The organism is Mesorhizobium sp. WSM4887 (genome assembly GCF_029625865.1).
Classification (GTDB): Bacteria; Pseudomonadota; Alphaproteobacteria; order Rhizobiales; family Rhizobiaceae; genus Mesorhizobium.
The window spans coordinates 578,693-595,719 of the sequence record NZ_JARTVP010000003.1 but is presented as its reverse complement, the minus strand read 5'-3'; the positions used below and the strand labels follow the sequence as shown (position 1 = coordinate 595,719).

General features: G+C 64.1%; 11 protein-coding genes. 7 read left to right on the top strand and 4 right to left on the bottom strand.

Translation table 11 applies throughout. The features are described from left to right. Positions 1-15: 15 nt before the first annotated feature. The 4 genes from P9230_RS16485 (at position 16) to P9230_RS16470 (ending at position 4,716) form a co-directional block, all read left to right on the top strand. Positions 16-1,050 carry an ABC transporter substrate-binding protein gene (locus tag P9230_RS16485; protein WP_067003942.1) on the top strand — a complete coding sequence of 345 codons (1,035 nt, stop codon included), beginning with the start codon at positions 16-18 and terminating at the stop codon, positions 1,048-1,050. A gap of 152 nt (positions 1,051-1,202) precedes the next feature. Further along, positions 1,203-2,750: a sugar ABC transporter ATP-binding protein gene (locus tag P9230_RS16480; RefSeq protein ID WP_127213968.1), complete on the top strand. Its 1,548-nt coding sequence runs from the start codon at positions 1,203-1,205 to the stop codon at positions 2,748-2,750. Further along, positions 2,747-3,733 (top strand): ABC transporter permease, encoded by a 987-nt coding sequence (locus P9230_RS16475; RefSeq protein WP_067003944.1) that lies wholly within the window; start codon positions 2,747-2,749, stop codon positions 3,731-3,733. The genes P9230_RS16480 and P9230_RS16475 overlap by 4 nt, the downstream gene beginning before the upstream one ends. After that, positions 3,730-4,716: an ABC transporter permease gene (locus P9230_RS16470; RefSeq protein ID WP_067003946.1), complete on the top strand. Its 987-nt coding sequence runs from the start codon at positions 3,730-3,732 to the stop codon at positions 4,714-4,716. Before P9230_RS16475 ends, P9230_RS16470 begins: the two co-directional genes overlap by 4 nt. Before the next feature lie 9 nt (positions 4,717-4,725). Here P9230_RS16470 and P9230_RS16465 read toward each other — a convergent pair whose 3' ends face one another. The 3 genes from P9230_RS16465 to P9230_RS16455 form a co-directional block, all read right to left on the bottom strand. After that, positions 4,726-6,795 carry a response regulator gene (locus P9230_RS16465; RefSeq protein ID WP_278119940.1) on the bottom strand — a complete coding sequence of 690 codons (2,070 nt, stop codon included), beginning with the start codon at positions 6,793-6,795 and terminating at the stop codon, positions 4,726-4,728. Positions 6,796-6,818: 23 nt separating this feature from the next. Then, positions 6,819-12,578: a HAMP domain-containing protein gene (locus P9230_RS16460; RefSeq protein WP_278119937.1), complete on the bottom strand. Its 5,760-nt coding sequence runs from the start codon at positions 12,576-12,578 to the stop codon at positions 6,819-6,821. A gap of 86 nt (positions 12,579-12,664) precedes the next feature. Beyond that, positions 12,665-14,164: an ATP-binding protein gene (locus P9230_RS16455; RefSeq protein ID WP_278087067.1), complete on the bottom strand. Its 1,500-nt coding sequence runs from the start codon at positions 14,162-14,164 to the stop codon at positions 12,665-12,667. Between the two features lie 208 nt (positions 14,165-14,372). Between P9230_RS16455 and P9230_RS16450 the strand changes: the two genes are divergently transcribed. Beyond that, the gene (locus tag P9230_RS16450; protein ID WP_278053118.1) at positions 14,373-14,627 is read left to right on the top strand and encodes a hypothetical protein; all 255 of its coding nucleotides are present in this window, start codon (positions 14,373-14,375) and stop codon (positions 14,625-14,627) included. Between the two features lie 96 nt (positions 14,628-14,723). Here P9230_RS16450 and P9230_RS16445 read toward each other — a convergent pair whose 3' ends face one another. Beyond that, on the bottom strand, positions 14,724-15,209 hold the full coding sequence (locus tag P9230_RS16445) for a hypothetical protein (RefSeq protein WP_095823478.1): 486 nt from the start codon (positions 15,207-15,209) through the stop codon (positions 14,724-14,726). A 199-nt stretch (positions 15,210-15,408) separates the two neighbouring features. Between P9230_RS16445 and P9230_RS16440 the strand changes: the two genes are divergently transcribed. Together P9230_RS16440 and P9230_RS16435 are read left to right on the top strand one after the other, a co-directional pair. Beyond that, complete coding sequence (locus tag P9230_RS16440; protein WP_067318812.1) at positions 15,409-15,774, top strand: RidA family protein; 366 nt, start codon at positions 15,409-15,411, stop codon at positions 15,772-15,774. A 29-nt stretch (positions 15,775-15,803) separates the two neighbouring features. Further along, a complete protein-coding gene (locus P9230_RS16435; protein WP_278119934.1) occupies positions 15,804-17,027 on the top strand; it encodes an amidohydrolase/deacetylase family metallohydrolase in 1,224 nt (407 codons plus the stop codon).

The following is a 17,027-nucleotide window of genomic DNA, read 5'->3' as shown; positions in this document are numbered from 1 at the left end:
TGGAGGAGAACTGAAATGAAGAAATACTTGACCATGGCCCCACTGCTTGCCGGCGCTGCCTTGCTTGCCTCGGTGGGCGTGTCGTCCGCCGAAGGCAAATACACGATCGGCATCTCCAACACCGTGCAGGGCAATGGCTGGCGTGAGGAAATGATCTGCGCCATGAAGGCCCAGGCGCTCGCCTCCGGCGAAGTGGCGAAGCTCAACATCGCCCACCGCAACACCGACGCCGCCGGCCAGCTCGAGGACATCCGCAATCTGATCAGCGCCAAGGTAAACGCCATCGTCGTCAACCCGGCCGATCCGGCCGGCATCAAGGCCGGTCTGGAGGAAGCCACCAAGGCCGGTATCGTCGTCGTCGCTGTCGACCAGGCGGTGACCGAGCCGTCCGCATACATCATCTCCAACAACCAGGAACAGTATGCCTATCTCGGCGCCAAGTGGCTGTTCCAGCAGATGGGCGGCAAGGGCGAGGTGCTGTACATGCGCGGCGCCGCCGGTGCTTCCGCCGACAGCGACCGCGACAAGGGCTTCAAGAAGGCGCTGGCCGAATTCCCCGACGTGAAGGTCGCGCAGGAAGTCTTCACCGGCTGGCAGCAGGATCAGGCCAAGCAGCAGATCCTGTCCTTCCTCGCCACCGGAACGCCGATCAACGGCATTTGGACCTCCGGCATCGACAACGTCATCGTCGACGCTCTGGTCGAGCAGCAGGCGCCGATGGTGCCGGTTGTCGGCGCCGACAATGCCGGCTTCGTCGGTCAGTTGAACACGGTTAAGGGTCTGGTCGGCGCTGCCGTCACCAATCCCGGCTCGATCGGCGGCGCCGGCGTTACGCTCGCACTGCAGATCCTCGACGGCAAGAAGCCGGCGCAGCAAACCGTTCTGGTCGAGCCGCAGCTCTGGGAAAATGTCACGGAGGAGGGCAAGGCCAAGCTGAAGGCGGCCGCCGACCCGTCGCTCAGCCCCGAATGGCCGGTCTCGATCTCGATTCCGGACTGGACCACCTACACCAAGGAGCAGATCGTCGCCTGCAAGGGTCCGGGCGAATAGTCGCCTGAGCGACTTCAACTCCGCAGATGTCGCAAAAGCATCCTACGGTTTTGCGATAAGGAGCTGCGGCAGATAGGGTCGCCGGGACGGCAGGTGCGAACCTGCCGTCCTCGGTGCTTGATGCGAGAACGCTGGTTTTGACGACGAACGAATTGCCGAACAATACATTGCTGGACGCCACCGGCGTGGCGAAGAATTACGGCGCGGTTTCGGCGCTGCGTGACGCATCATTATCGGTGCTGCCGGGCGAAGTGCATGCGCTGATGGGCGCCAACGGCGCCGGCAAGTCGACCCTTGTTAAGATCCTGACCGGTGCGATCCCGGCGGATGCCGGCCGCATCCTGATCCGCGGCGAAGCTCGCGATGTCCGCTCTCCGGCCGCCGCGCGTCGCGCCGGCCTGCTGCCGGTCTACCAGGAACCGGCGCTGATCCCTGACCTCGATGTGCTTTCCAATCTCAGGCTCACCGGCACGCCGGTCGAGCCGTTCCGCGCCTGGGTGCGCGAGCTCGGCATTCCGAACCTCGACATGCGCGAGACCGCGCGCGACATTCCGCTGGCCGTCCTGCGTGTGCTCGACCTAGCGCGCGCGCTCGCCGCCGAGCCCGACGTTCTGCTGCTCGACGAGATGACGGCCGCGCTGCCCGCCAACCTTGCCGAAAAAGTGCTGGAAGTCGTGCGCCGCCAGGGCGACAGCGGCCGCTCGGTCATCTTCATCTCGCACCGTTTCGTCGAGATCTCGGCGCTGTGCGACCGAGCCACAGTGCTGCGCGACGGCGCAACCGTCGGCGTGGTCGACATCGAGCCCGGCGTCGAGGAAAAGATCGTCGAGATGATGCTTGGCGCCCGTATCGAGAAGACCAGCGTCGCCGCGGCGCGCACGGCAAGCGAAGCGCCGGTGGTGAAGGACAGCCACCCTCGGCTTTCGGTCCGCAACCTGCAGCTCGGCACCAAGCTGCATGACGTCTCTTTCGATCTCGCCAATGGCGAGGTGGCCGGCGTCGTCGCGCTCGAGGGTCAGGGCCAGGACGAACTCTTCGCCGCCCTTGCCGGCTCGATCCGCCCGGCCGGCGGCACGATCGCCGTCGATGGCGCGCCGGTGAAGTTCTTCCATCCGAGCGATGCCATCCAGGCCGGCCTCGCCTACGTGCCGGGTGACCGCACGGAGGCTTTAGCCATGCAGCGTTCCGTGCGCGAGAACATCGCGCTGCCTTTCAGCGCTGCGCTGCGCAAATGGGGACCGATCAAGGTGCGCCGGGAGCATATGGTGGTTTCAAGCGCTATCGCCCGGCTGCAGATCGACACCCGCGCGCAGGGCGAGGTCCAGCGCCTTTCCGGCGGCAACCAGCAGAAGGTGACGATTGCCCGCTGGATCGCGGCAGATGCCCGCACCATCCTCTGCTTCGACCCGACGCGCGGCATCGATGTCGGCACCAAGCAGGAAATCTACAAATTGCTGCGCGAGCTCGCCGGCCTCGGCAAATCGGTCCTCTTCTACACATCCGAGCTGGAGGAAGTGCAGCGTGTCTGCGACCGCGTCATCGTCATCTTCGGCGGCCGTGTCGTCGACACCTTCCCGGTCGAGCTCGCCGACGAGCCGGCTCTGATGCGGGCCGCCTACGGCCTGCCGCGCGGCGCCAGGGCGGATGTCGGCATCCTTGCCGATGTCAGGCCAACGTCCGACGCGGAGACCACGCCATGATGCGCTTTCTGCGCCGCCAGGGCTGGGTCGCCGGCCTGCTCGCCCTGCTCGTATTCCTGTTCGTCGTCACCAAGCTGATCCAGCCGGGCTACGGCAGCGGCGACTTCGGCTCGCTGGCGCGGGCGGTTCTGCCCTACGCCTTCGCCGTCGCGGCGCAGACTGTGGTGGTCATCGCCGGCGGCATCGACCTCTCGGTTGCCGCCATGATGGCGCTGACCAGCGTCACCGCCGCCTCGATGATGAACGGCGCCAGCGAGGAATATGCGTACTTCGTCGTGCCCTTCGTGCTGGCCATGGGCCTTGTGCTCGGCGCGCTGAACGGCCTCCTGATCGTCGTGACCCGAGTGCCGGATATCGTGGTTACTTTGGCCACGCTATTCGTCCTGCAAGGCGCGGCGCTCCTGGTGCTTGACGCGCCCGGCGGCGCAGCCGCCGAGTGGCTGAAGGCCACCGTCGTCGGCACCATGCCGATCCCCGGCCTGCCGGATTGGGCCGATGCCTGGGTCCCGAAGGCGCTGGTGCTGCTGCTTGTCTGCCTCTTCGTCATCTGGATCCCGCTCAGGCGCTCGCGGCTTGGCCTCTCCATCTACGCCATCGGCAGCAACGAGCTCGCCGCCTTCCGCAGCGGCGTGCCGGTGGCCCGCACCAGGATCGTCGCTTACGCGCTCTCCGGCCTGTTCGCAGCACTTGGCGGGCTGTCGCTCACCATCAGCACCGGCATCGGCGCGCCGATCCCCGGTCCCTATCTGCTGGCCAGCGTCGCGGCGGTGGTGCTGGGCGGCGTCGCGCTCGGTGGCGGCAAGGGTGGGCTGCTCGGGCCGATCATCGCCGTCTTCGTGCTCAGGCTGGTGCGCACCGACCTGACGCTTCTGGCCATCGATCCCAACGTCACGGCCATCATCGAGGGCGCGATCATGGTCGCCGTGGTGATGTTCGGCGCCTTCATCACCATCCGGGGCCGCCCGGCAGGAGCAACACCATGACGAACAGCGCGACCATGCCCCAGCCGGTCTCGCTCGGCCGCCGCCTGAAGCGCTTCATGGCGGACCGGCCGCTCATTCCGCTGATCATCCTGCTCGTCATACTGGTGCTGATCCTGCAGGTTCTTCGCCCCGGGATCGTCAACGAGCGCTGGATCGCCAACACCGCCAAGTTCGCCATTCCGCTGGCAATCCTCGCCGGTTGTCAGACCATGACGATGCTCACCGGCGGCATCGACCTCTCGGTCGGCACGGTGGCGACGATGAGCGCCTTCATCATGGCGACGCAAATCGTCAACCAGGATCCGACGGTGGCTTTCATCCTCGCCATGCTGCCGGCGGTGCTAATCGGCCTCGTCAACGGCGTCGGCGTCGGCGTCTTCCGCGTCCATCCGCTGATCATGACGCTCGGCACCAGCCTGATCGGCACCGGCTTCCTGCAGGTCTACCAGCGCACCGTGATCGCCTCCGGCGCCAAGATTCCGGATTTCCTCAACTGGCTCGGCACCGGTCTCACCTACGGCTTCCCCAACGCGCTCTTCCTGTTCGTGCCGGTGGCGGTGCTGATCGTCTTCACCTTGAACCGTACAGGCTTCGGCCGCCTGCTCTACGCCGTCGGCGACAATGAGCGCGCTGCACGGCTTTCGGGCGTCCGCTACTGGCAGGTGATCACGGCGCTCTATGTCATCTCCAGCCTGCTCGCCGGCATCACCGGCCTGCTCTATATCGGCCTGATCAAGGCGCCCTCGCTGTCGCTCGCCGAGCCGCTGGTGCTACCTTCGGTGGCTGCCGCCGTCATCGGCGGCACCTCGATCTTCGGCGGCCGCGGCGGCTATATGGGAACCATTGTCGGCGCGCTGATCCTGACCGTGCTGACGACGCTGCTCACCATCCTGCATATGCCCGAAGGCGGCCGCCGCATCCTCTTCGGTTTCATCGTGCTGTTCGTGACCGCGGCCTATTTGAGGATCATCGAGGACAGGTAACAGGGGAAGCTATGCCGAGGCGTTGATTAGCTTGCCGCGCGCTGCGGCATGTATGGCCACAACAAGGTCTTTTTCGTCGAACGGCTTGCCGACGAGCGCGACATCGAGGGGGCGCTCCACGATTTTCTCCGCATCCGCATAGCCGGTGATCATAACCGCGGGCCAGCCGGCACGCAGATTGCGGGCAAACCGGATCACGTCTATGCCCGAGATAAGGGGCATGGCAAAGTCGGTGACGATCACGTCGAATCGATCCGGCTCTCTCTCAATGGCCGCAAGCGCTTCGGCTCCGCCGGAGGCCCCTACGACCTCGAAGCCGGACTGCCTGAGCGACATGGCCGTCATTTCTCTCAAGGAGTGGCTGTCATCGATGAGCAGAACGGTCAGTGATCGTTCGCCAACCGCCGTGGCGCGCTCCGCGTCGACGGCCTCGACAGCCTCTGCGCCGGCAACAGCGATAGCCTCGGTGACATCCTGCGGCTGATTGGATCGGGGCAGCCACAGTTCTATGATGGTGCCGCGGTCCACCTCGCTCTCTATCCTGAGCGTGCCGCCCGACTGCTTGGCGAAACCATAGACGGTGCTGAGACCCAGCCCCGTGCCCTTCCCGATCGGCTTGGTTGTGAAAAACGGCTCGACCACCTTGCTTATCATGTCGCCGGCAATTCCGGTCCCGGTGTCCTCGACAGCGACCACCACATAGTCGCCGGCCGGCAGTTCGTCGCCCGCGTGGCCGACGCTGCGGTTGCTCGTCCGGACGAGAACCGTGCCTCCCGAAGGCATTGCGTCTCGCGCATTGAAGATGAGGTTCATCAAGGCGAGCTCGAGCTGCGCCGCATCCACATACACGGGCCATGTGTCGTCACTCACCAGCCACTTGAAGCGCACGAGGCCTCCAAGGACAGGGGCAACCAACCCGTTCATCGTATCCCCAAGGCTCGACAAGGGTACTGCCACGGGCTTCAGGTCCTGGCGTCGCGAAAAAGCGAGCATGCGCTGGACGAGATCCCTGCCTTGCCCGGCGGAGCGGCGTGTCATGTCGAGGATCTTGGTAGCGTTGCCGTCCAGCGTCAGCTGTCGCTCGAGCAGGCTTAGGCCGGAAAGGATCGCCGCGAGGAGATTGTTGAAGTCATGGGCGAGTCCGCCGGTCAGTTTGCCGATCGCATCGAGCCGCTGCGACTGCAGCAGCTGGCTCTCCAGGCGGCGTTGCTCTGTTATGTCTTGCATGGTGCCAAGCAACTCGAGCCCAGCGTCATCTTTGGAAACCACGCCCCGATCGAAGAAGATGCGATATTCATCATTGGCGCACCGCCAGCGAAATTCGCAGCCATAGGACCCCGTCTCGCATGCCGCCGAAAGCGACCTGGTTACCTCCTCGCGATCGTCGGGGTGAACCCGGCTGAGCCCGAAATCCGGATGCGACAGGAAACGGCTCGGCGGGAACCCTGTCAGCCGCTCGACGCCTTTCGAGACGTAGCTTGCGGCGAAAGGCGCCTCAGCCGAGCGGGCATGAAAACAGATCGGAAGCGAGGCAAGAATCGCCTCCTGCCTTGCTTCCGAATGGCGCAGTGCCCGCTCGGCATCGAGTTTGTCCGACTTGGCCTTCAGCGCCTGTTCGAGCAGCCGCTGCTCCCGCGCCGCGTTTCGCTCGATCTCGCGCGTCTTCTCATGAAGATCGACGAAGACCATAACCTTGGAGCGAAGCATCACCGGGTCGAACGGCTTGAACAGGTAGTCGACAGCGCCGACGTCATAGCCGCGCAGCATATGCGCCTCTTCCTTGCTGATCGCAGTAAGGAAGATGATCGGCGTGTTTTTCGATCGTTCACGCCGGCGGATCAGCGTGGCCGTCTCGTAGCCGTCGAGGTTCGGCATGAGCACGTCGAGCAGGATGACGGCGAAATCTTCCTTGAGCAGGAAGCGCAGCGCTTCCTCACCCGACTCGGCGCAGACGACCTCGCCGACTTCGCCAAGCACCTCCGCGATGGCAAGCAGATTGCGTTCGTCATCATCGACCGCGAGAACGCGTGCCCGCAATCCTTCGACCGGTTCGCTTCTTTCTGCCTCGATCGCGGCCATTCCTTTTACCTGCCGGAGCGCTTTCAGATGGCGGTCATCAATGCCGGCGCGAAGGGCTCAGCCCGCGCTCGCGCGCGACCGATCCAAACCCGCAGCAACGCAAGCAGCAGATCGAGGTCGACCGGTTTGGCGATGTAGTCGGATGCGCCGGCGTCCAGGCATTTCTGACGGTCGCCTTTCATCGCCTTGGCGGTAACCGCGATCAATGGGATGTGGGCTATCGCCGGCATGGCCCGAATCCGACGCATGGTCTCGTAGCCGTCCATTTCCGGCATCATGATGTCGATCAAGGCGACATCGACGTCGGGTGTTTCTTCGAGCAACGCGATGCCGTCCCGGCCCCGTTCGGCATGCTGCACATCAATGTCGTAAGTCTCCAGCACGCTGGTCAACGAGTAGATGTTGCGAATGTCGTCGTCGACGATCAGAACCTTGGCGCCGGCGAGATCGGCATTGTCGACCTGCTCGGTGGCCAAGATCTGTTCGCTCTGCGTGTCGCTTGGCAGTGCCGCCGAGATCAGGAGCCCGAGTTGGCCGAAGTTGTCGGCACGTGGGACATCGCCGAGTGCCGGATGCAGCGCGACCTGCTGCAGAAACGCGTCCGGGTGCGGCGTGAAGAACAGCAGGCGCGGTAGAGCGTCGCTGAACTGAGACACGATTTCGTCGAGCATCTGGGCGTTGTCCTTGGCCGAACGCCCAAACCCGAAAACAAACGCATCATAAGCGGCGGCGCCCGGCTCGTCCGCGTTGGCGGCGACACGACCGACCGCGGTGACCGAGGTGATGCCATCTCGAATGGCTTCCACCAGGGCCAGGCGGCGCTCGGGATCGGGATCGGCGATCAGCACGTTGCGCTGCACCCTCAGGTTTCGCGAATGGATTTCCTCGAAAACGCGGGCGAGTTCACCAGCCGAAACCGGCTTGCTCGAAACGCTTGCAGCGCCCCTGCGCGTCAGCACTTCGAGATCCTCGGCGCCGGAGATGACATGGATCGGAATGTTCCTGGTCTTCTGGTCATGCCGCAGAAGGTCGAAAAGCACCCAGCCGTCGATGTCTGAAAGGCCGAGATCGAGCGTGATCGCATCGGGCATCAGCTTGCGGGTCAGTGCCAGCGTGCCGGAACCGGCCGTTGAAAGCACCCCCTTCAGTCCGGCGGATCGAGCAAGACCGAGCAGCAGCCCTCCAAAAGTCGGGTCGTCCTCGACAATAAGCACCACCCTGTCCGAGGGGTTGATTGTGTCACGATCGTCCGCAAGTTCTGGGGTACCCGAAGTGTCTGCTGGCTGGACGCCCGCCGCGATGACGTCGGCAGGCGAAAGCTCGATCGGCGCCGCCAGGCTGCTGCTGCGCGGGCCATCGAAGGGGATGACCAGGGTGAAGGTCGATCCCTTGCCTGGCTCGCTTTCGACGCGCAGCTCACCGCCGAGCAACCGGGCGATTTCCCGGCTGATGGAAAGGCCGAGGCCAGTGCCGCCATATTTGCGGCTGGTCGTGCCGTCGGCCTGCTGAAACGCCTCGAAGATGAGCTTTTGCTTGTCTTCCGGAATGCCGATCCCGGTATCGGTAACGGCGATCGCCAGCGCCCGGGGCGGCGCCGCATCGTTTTTGCGGCCGGTTCTCTCGGCATGGATGTTCAGGATCACCTCGCCATTGGAAGTGAATTTGAAGGCATTTGACAGCAGATTGAGCACGATCTGCTGCAGCCGCTTTTCGTCCGTGCGGATCGTCTCAGGCAGGGCTTGCTCGATCTTGATGGTGAAGCCGAGCCCCTTGTCAGCCGCAAGCTGTCTGAAAGTCCGCTCCATATGCTGGCGCAGGTGTGCGAGCGGCATGTCGTTGATTTCGATCGACACCGTGCCGGACTCGATCTTGGAAAGATCCAGTATGTCGTTGATGAGGCTGAGCAGGTCGGTACCTGCCGAGTTGATCGTACGCGCGAAATCGATCTGCTTGTCGTTCAGATTCCCCTGCTGGTTTGTCGCAAGCAGATTGGACAGGATCAAAAGCGAATTTAGCGGCGTCCTCAGCTCGTGACTCATGTTCGCCAGGAATTCGGATTTGTATTTGGAGGTCAGCGCCAGCTGCTCGGCCTTCTCCTCCAGAGCCCGCCTGGCCATCTCGATCTCGAGATTCTTGTTTTCCACCTGCTTCTTCTCATTCTCGAGCAGTTGCGCCTTTTCCTGCAGCTCCTCATTAGTGGCGTGAAGCTCTTCCTGCTTCTTGGTGAGCTCGGTCTGACGCGACTGCAGTTCGGACGTCAAAAGCTGCGATTGCTTGAGAAGCCCTTCCGTGCGCATGGTCGCGGCGATCGTGTTGAGCACGATACCGACCGATTCCATGAGCTGCTCCAGGAAAAGGCGGTGCGTATCGCTGAACCGGCTGAACGAAGCGAGTTCGATGACCGCCTTGACCTCGTCCTCGAACAATGCCGGCAGGACGATGGCGCTCGCCGGCGGGGCCTCGCCCAGGCCGGAGGTGATGCGCAGGAAGCTCGATGGGACGTCATCGAGCATGATTGCCCGTTTGTCGGCGGCGCACTGCCCGATCAGGCCTTCGCGGAAGTCGACCCGTTGGCGGACGGTGGCCTTGCCTTCGGCGGCGTAGGACGCGGCCAGTTCCAGATAGGATTCTTCCTCGTCGCGATTGGTGACGTAGAACAGGCCATATTGCGCGTTCACCAGCGGCGCGAGCTCGGAAATGATCATCCGCGAAACCGTGGCAAGGTCCCGCTCGCCCTGCAGCATGCGCGAGAAACGGGCGAGATTGGTCTTCAGCCAATCCTGCTCGGCATTCTTCAAGGTCTGGTCCTTGAGGTTGCGGATCATCTCGTTGATGTTGTCCTTCAGCGCCGCGACCTCGCCGGAGGCCTGCACGCTGATCGAGCGGGTGAGGTCGCCCTTGGTCACCGCGGTCGACACTTCGGCGATGGCCCGGACCTGGGTCGTCAGGTTCGCCGCCAGCTGATTGACGTTGTCGGTCAGGTCGCGCCATAGGCCGGCGGCGCCCGGCACCCTGGCCTGACCGCCGAGCTTGCCCTCGATGCCGACCTCGCGAGCCACGTTGGTCACCTGATCCGCGAAAGTCGCCAGCGTCTCGATCATGCCGTTGATCGTGTCCGCCAGCGAAGCGATCTCACCCTTGGCATCGACCGCAAGCTTGCGCTTCAGGTTGCCCTGGGCAACGGCGGTCACGACGTCCGCAATGCCGCGCACCTGGTTGGTTAGATTGGTCGCCATCAGATTGACGTTGTCGGTCAAGTCCTTCCAGGTGCCCGCCACACCCTCCACCCGAGCCTGACCGCCGAGCTTGCCTTCGGTGCCGACCTCGCGCGCCACGCGCGTCACCTCGCCGGCGAACGAGTTGAGCTGGTCGACCATGGTGTTGATGGTCGACTTCAGCTCCAGGATCTCGCCCTTGACATCGACGGTGATCTTCTTGGACAGGTCGCCTCGCGCCACCGCTGTGGTAACTTCGGCGATGTTGCGAACCTGACCGGTGAGGTTCTCGGCCATCGAGTTGACATTGTCGGTCAGGTCCTTCCAGGTGCCGGCAACGCCGCGCACCTGTGCCTGACCGCCGAGCTTGCCTTCGGTGCCGACCTCGCGCGCCACGCGCGTCACTTCCGAGGCAAAGGAGTTCAATTGGTCCACCATCGTGTTGATGGTGTCCTTGAGCTCCAGGATTTCACCGCGCACATCGACCGTGATCTTTTTCGACAGATCGCCGAGTGCGACGGCGGTCGTCACCTCCGCAATGTTGCGCACTTGGCCCGTGAGATTGGCGGCCATGGCGTTGACGTTGTCGGTGAGGTCCTTCCAGGTGCCGGCAACACCGCGCACCTGCGCCTGTCCGCCGAGCTTGCCGTCGGAACCCACTTCGCGGGCGACGCGCGTCACCTCCGAGGCGAAGGAGTTCAACTGATCCACCATCGTATTGATGACGTCCTTGATCTGCAGGATTTCGCCCAAGGCGTCGACGGTGATCTTCTGGGTCAGGTCGCCGGTGGCGATTGCGGTCGCGACCTTGGAGACGTCGCGCAACTGCACGGTCAAATTGCCGGCCATCGCGTTGACATTGTCGGTCAGATCCTTCCAGGTGCCGCCGACGCCCTCGACATGCGCCTGACCTCCCAGTTTGCCTTCCGAGCCCACTTCGCGCGCCACGCGCGTGACCTCCGAGGCGAAGGAATTGAGCTGGTCCACCATGGTGTTGACGGTGTTCTTCAGTTCGAGGATTTCGCCCTTCACATCGACGGTGATCTTTTTCGAAAGGTCGCCCCTGGCAACGGCCGTGGTCACATCGGCGATATTGCGCACCTGCCCGGTCAAATTGGCGGCCATCAGGTTGACGTTGTCCGTCAGGTCCTTCCACGTGCCGCCGACTCCGCGGACTTCAGCTTGGCCGCCCAGCTTTCCCTCGGTGCCGACCTCGCGTGCCACGCGGGTGACTTCCGAGGCGAAGGAGTTCAGCTGGTCCACCATCGTGTTGATGGTGTTCTTCAGCTCCAGGATCTCGCCCTTCACATCGACGGTGATCTTCTTCGAGAGGTCACCCAGTGCCACCGCGGTAGTCACTTCGGCGATGTTGCGCACCTGACCGGTAAGATTCGCCGCCATGGAATTGACGTTGTCGGTCAGGTCCTTCCAGGTGCCGGCGACACCGCGCACCTGTGCTTGGCCGCCGAGCTTGCCTTCCGTGCCGACCTCGCGCGCCACGCGCGTCACCTCGCCGGCAAATGAGTTGAGCTGATCGACCATGGTGTTGATGGTCGATTTCAGTTCCAGGATTTCGCCTTTCACGTCGACGGTAATCTTCTTGGAGAGGTCGCCCAAAGCCACCGCCGTCGTCACATCGGCGATGTTGCGGACCTGGCCGGTCAGGTTGGCGGCCATCAGGTTGACGCTGTCGGTGAGGTCCTTCCAAGTACCGCCAACGCCCTCGACACGGGCCTGGCCTCCGAGTTTGCCCTCGGTGCCGACCTCACGCGCGACGCGGGTCACCTCCGAGGCGAAGGAGTTGAGCTGGTCCACCATCGTGTTGATGGTGTTCTTCAGTTCGAGGATCTCGCCCTTCACGTCGACGGTGATCTTCTTCGACAAGTCGCCAGACGCGACAGCCGTAGTCACCTCCGCAATGTTGCGCACCTGGCTGGTCAGGTTGGTCGCCATCGCGTTGACATTGTCGGTCAGGTCCTTCCAAGTGCCGGCCGCCCCCCTGACGCGTGCCTGACCGCCCAGCTTGCCTTCGGTGCCGACCTCGCGCGCCACACGCGTCACCTCCGACGTGAAGGAGGCGAGCTGCTCAACCATGGTGTTGACGATTTTACCGATGCGCAGGAATTCGCCACGAAGCGGCCTGCCGTCAATTTCCACCATCATGGATTGGGACAGATCGCCCTTGGCGACCGCGCCGATGACGCGGGCAACTTCCGCGGTGGGCTGCACCATGTCCTCGATCAGGTCGTTGACCGAACGGACGCTCGATTCCCAGCTGCCTTTGGCGTTCCTCACATGGCCGCGTTCCCCGATGCGGCCGTCCTTGCCGACGACCCTGCTCAGCCGCGCAAATTCTCGCGCCATCTGGTCGTTCAACTCGACGATCTGATTGAATGTGTCGGCGATCTCGCCGTTCAACCCTTCATAAGAATTCTCGATGCGGACGGAGAAGTCACCGTTTCGAAAGGCTTTGAGGGCGTTGAGAATCTGACGGGAATCGAATTGTTCCTTTGACGAACGAGAAACGCCCACACTCCCCTCCGCGCCTGCCCCGACAGCAGAACGCATCGCGGCCTGTTTGGTTCCGTGCCTGTTTGAACAGGTGGTTAATCAGATGTGGCGAAGCTTGCCGTAGAGACACTCAGGCCGGATTCTTATGCAGCCGAACTGCCCGGCTCTTCTTCTCCGGCATTCGGATCGCCCGGGGCCGTTGCCCAGGCGAGCTCGACCAGCGTCACCGTGCGGCGGCCAACACCGTCGATCTGGCACACGATCAGCCCCTGCTCCTCGATGTAATCGAGCAGCCGCCGGGCGCGACGCAGCGAATGCGAGCCATACGCGCGGGCGATCGCCGCGTCGCTCGGGCAGGGCCAGCCTTCCTTCGCCGCCCTCGCGATCATCATGAACACGCCCTGCATGTCCTCCGGCAGAAGCGATGCGCGCACGGAGATGTCGCGCCACGCGTCGTCCTCGGCGATGTCCGAGCCGACGCCGGCGCGGGCGCGCGTCAGCATGCGTCGGAATTCCGAAAGGTCGGGCACCACCGAAGCGAGTCCTTCGATCCGGCAGCGGACCACGAACTCCTGATAGAGCACGCCGATGACGCGGAATCCGGCATCGGGCTCAGCCAGGATGGCGCGCAGGATACGGTCCATCCGTCCGCGCCGCTCGGCGAGGTCCTCGGCGCTCGGCTGCGTCTCGGCCGGCTCGGGGCGGATGTCGAGCGGCGCGGCCTTGGCCGCCATCAACTGATCGAGCAGGTCGGGCGACGGCCGGCGCTGCGGCCGGATCGCCTCCGGCGGCGGTGCCGCGAGGATGATGGCGCGCGCATCTTCGAGCGTCGCTTCGGGCAGCGGCATCAGCCGCGGCGTGCCGTTGCGCGGGCTCGTCTCGGTCGATCCGATCCGCACGCTGAGCGGGCGGCGCGACAGCGCCGGACCGAGCGCCATGAAATGCCCGCGCTCGAGGTCGCGGAAGGCTTCCGCCTGCCGCCGCTCCATGCCGAGCAGGTCGGCGGCGCGCGCCATGTCGATGTCCAGAAAGGTGCGGCCCATCAGGAAGTTGGAGGCCTCCGCCGCGACGTTCTTGGCGAGCTTCGCCAGCCGCTGCGTGGCGATGATGCCGGCGAGCCCGCGCTTGCGGCCGCGGCACATCAGATTGGTCATGGCGCCGAGCGAAAGCTTGCGCGCCTCATCCGAGACCTCGCCTGCAGCAGCCGGCGCGAAGAGCTGCGCCTCGTCCACCACCACCAGCATCGGATACCAATGGTCGCGCGCGACCTCGAACAGCCCGCCAAGGAAGGCTGCGGCGCGCCGCATCTGGTTCTCGGCATCGAGCCCTTCGAGGTTTAGCACCGTCGAGACGCGGTGGATGCGCGCTCGCTCGCCGGCCGCCTGCAGGCCGCGCTCGGTATGATCCTCGGCGTCGATCACCAGATGGCCGTAGCGCTCACCCAGCGAGACGAAGTCGCCTTCGGGATCGATGATGGTCTGCTGCACCCAGGGCGCGCTCTGCTCCAGCAGCCGGCGCAGCAGATGCGACTTGCCCGAGCCCGAATTGCCCTGCACCAGCAGGCGGGTCGCCAGCAGCTCCTCAAGGTCGAGGGCCGCCGGCGCGCCTGCCGACGTCTGCCCCATCTCGATCGCAACCGTCATATTATCGACTCGGATAGTCTCCCTGCGCGGGAGGGACTTAGCAACCGGCGCGCGGTGCGTCGAGCATGGGGCCAAGGGCTCGGCGCGATGTTCCACACTTAACGGCAGGCCATCGCCAGCTGAACTGGTCCGACCACCATTTCGCTGGCGCAATCCCCTGATCGGCGTATCATCCCTTGAGGGAGGGGTTCATGGCAGGAGGAGGCTTATGAACGTCGCTGCGGAAGTGCCCGTCATAGACCTGACAGTGCAAGACATTGTTTCTTCTGCTCTTTCGAAATTTCGCGCCGGCGACACTGTTTCGACCCGGGCAATGCTCGATGCCATCCGCCAATCGGACCCCGCCTGCGAAGACAGCGACGACCATCTGGTCGAACTGATCGTCATGGCCGCTGTTGGTAAGACCATGGGCGTCGTCTTCGATCACCGCTCGCCCGACGAGCGGTTGCCGCGCCTGTCCTAAACCTCGTTGCGCTGAAAAGGATTAGGCGAGGCGCTGTAAATCCTTGTTTGGGGCATGTCGGTGTCCCAGAACGCGCGCACGTCCGGGCGACATGCATTAGCTTCCCAGCGGATGCGGCATATAACCGACGAAGCCGGTGATCTTCCAGCGCCCGCCGACCTTGCGGCAGAAGTAGAGCGTCTGCCATTTCAGGCGGTCGACGCTGCCGTCAGCCTTGGCGATCGAGCCGTCGAACTTCTTGTGCAGCACAGCACGATCGCCGTCGACGTCGATGTCGCGCAGATTGGTGACGCGGAAAATCGCCTCGCGTAGCGGCTCGGCGAATTCCGTCGCGGCTGTTTCCTTGGCCTGGCGCAGCCATTCGTCGCGATAGATTTCCAGCTTGGGAAACTGCAGCCGCCAGGCGTCGGCATTGGGCAGGAAATGCGCATGCATGCCGAAGAAGCTCTCGGCGATGAAGTCGTCCTCGACCAACGACCAATCCTGGCCGAGGAAGGCGTCGATGTCGCGCCGCACCAGCATTTCCCACAGCGCATGGCGATCGGCATCGCCTTCCGGAAACGGATTCTTGTCAAAGGTCATGTTGGTTCTTCCCCTTGCGTTCGATCAGCAACCCACCGGTCGCATCGCCGGTTCGGGGTGCAGGATGCTCACGATTTGTAATAAAGCAACATGAATTTCCGAAAAAATGTTGCTTTCCGACATTGCCTCTTGGAGGATCACCTCTACAAGCGTAGACGGCTGCAAGAACGGTCCTTACGCTCGACAACAGGAGATTCATTTGCCCAAGCAGTGCTTCGGAAAGTCGCATGTCCCGCTCTCGCCTGCCGTCCGCGCCGGCGATTTCGTCTATGTCTCCGGCCAGGTGCCGGTGGGCAGCGACGGCCTGGTAGTCAAGGGCGGCATAACTGACCAAGCCGAGCAGGTGCTGCAAAACGTCAAGGCTGCGCTGGCGCTGGCCGGATGCACCATGGACGACGTGGTGAAGACCACCGTCTGGCTCGAGGACGCCCGCGATTTCGGCGCCTTCAATACGGTCTATGCCAGGCACTTCCCGAACGACCCGCCGGCGCGTACCACCGTCGAGTCGCGCCTGATGATCGACATCAAGATCGAGATCGAGGCCGTCGCCTACCGGCCGGTCTGATCGGGGCCAGACAACAACGGAGGCGCGGAATGCAGTTCGATCTGTTGATCAAGGGCGGCCGTGTGATCGACCCGGCTTCCGGGTTGGATGCGCCGCGCGACATCGCCGTCGCCGATGGTCGAATCGCCGCGATCGAAGCGGCCATCGATAGCGAGACCGCCGGTGATGTCGTCGACGCCAGCGGCTGCATCGTCACTCCGGGCCTCGTCGATCTGCACAGCCACGTCTACTGGGGCGGCACCTCGCTCGGCGTTGACGCTGACCGTCTCGCCGCCAAGAGCGGCACCACCACCTTCATCGATGCCGGCAGCGCCGGCGCCGGCAATTTCCTGGGGTTTCGCCGCCATGTCATCGAGCGTTCGAAGGTCCGCATCCTTGCCTACGTCAACATCTCGTTTGCCGGCATATTCGGCTTCGCCGAGACGGTATCCGTCGGCGAATGCAGCGATCTCAGGCTCTGCGAGCCGCGCGAGACGGTGGCCGCGGTGCGCGAGCACGCCGCCGTCGTCGTCGGCGTAAAAGTCCGTTCCGGGAAGCATGCCGGCGGCACCAGCGGCATCGCGCCGGTCGACCTCGCGCTCGAAGCCGCAGACCGAGCCGGCCTGCCGCTGATGGCGCACATCGACGAGCCGCCGCCCGGCCGCTGGGAAGTGCTGCCCAGGCTCCGCCGCGGCGACATCCTCACTCACTGCTTCCGGCCGTTCCCCAACGCGCCGGTCTTCGCTTCGGGCGCGGTGCGGCCGGATATGCGGCAGGCGCGCGAGCGCGGCGTCATCTTCGACATCGGCCACGGCATGGGCTCCTTCGACTTCGAGGTGGCGAAGGCGATGCTGGCGGAAGGGCTGGCGCCGGACGTCATCTCGAGCGATGTGCATCTCTACTGCGTCGACGGCCCTGCCTTCGATATTCTCGTCTGCATGTCGAAGCTCATGGCGCTCGGCATGCCGCTGGTCGAGGTCGTGCGCGCGGCAACGCAGCGCCCGGCCGAAGCGATCGCCAGGCCCGAGCTCGGGGCGCTTAAAGTCGGCGGCATCGGCGATGTCGCGGTGCTGAGGCTGCAGCCCGGCCGCTTCACCTTTGTCGACGCGGTCGGTGCGTCACTTATTGCGGACCAGCGGCTGGTCTCGAATGGCATCGTCATTGGCGGCAAATGGTGGCGGAACGAGACGCCCGACCACAATGAGACCGAGCGCTTCGAGGCCCATGCGCACCACAGGCATGTCGAGGTTGCGGCCAGGCACTTCGGGCGCTGA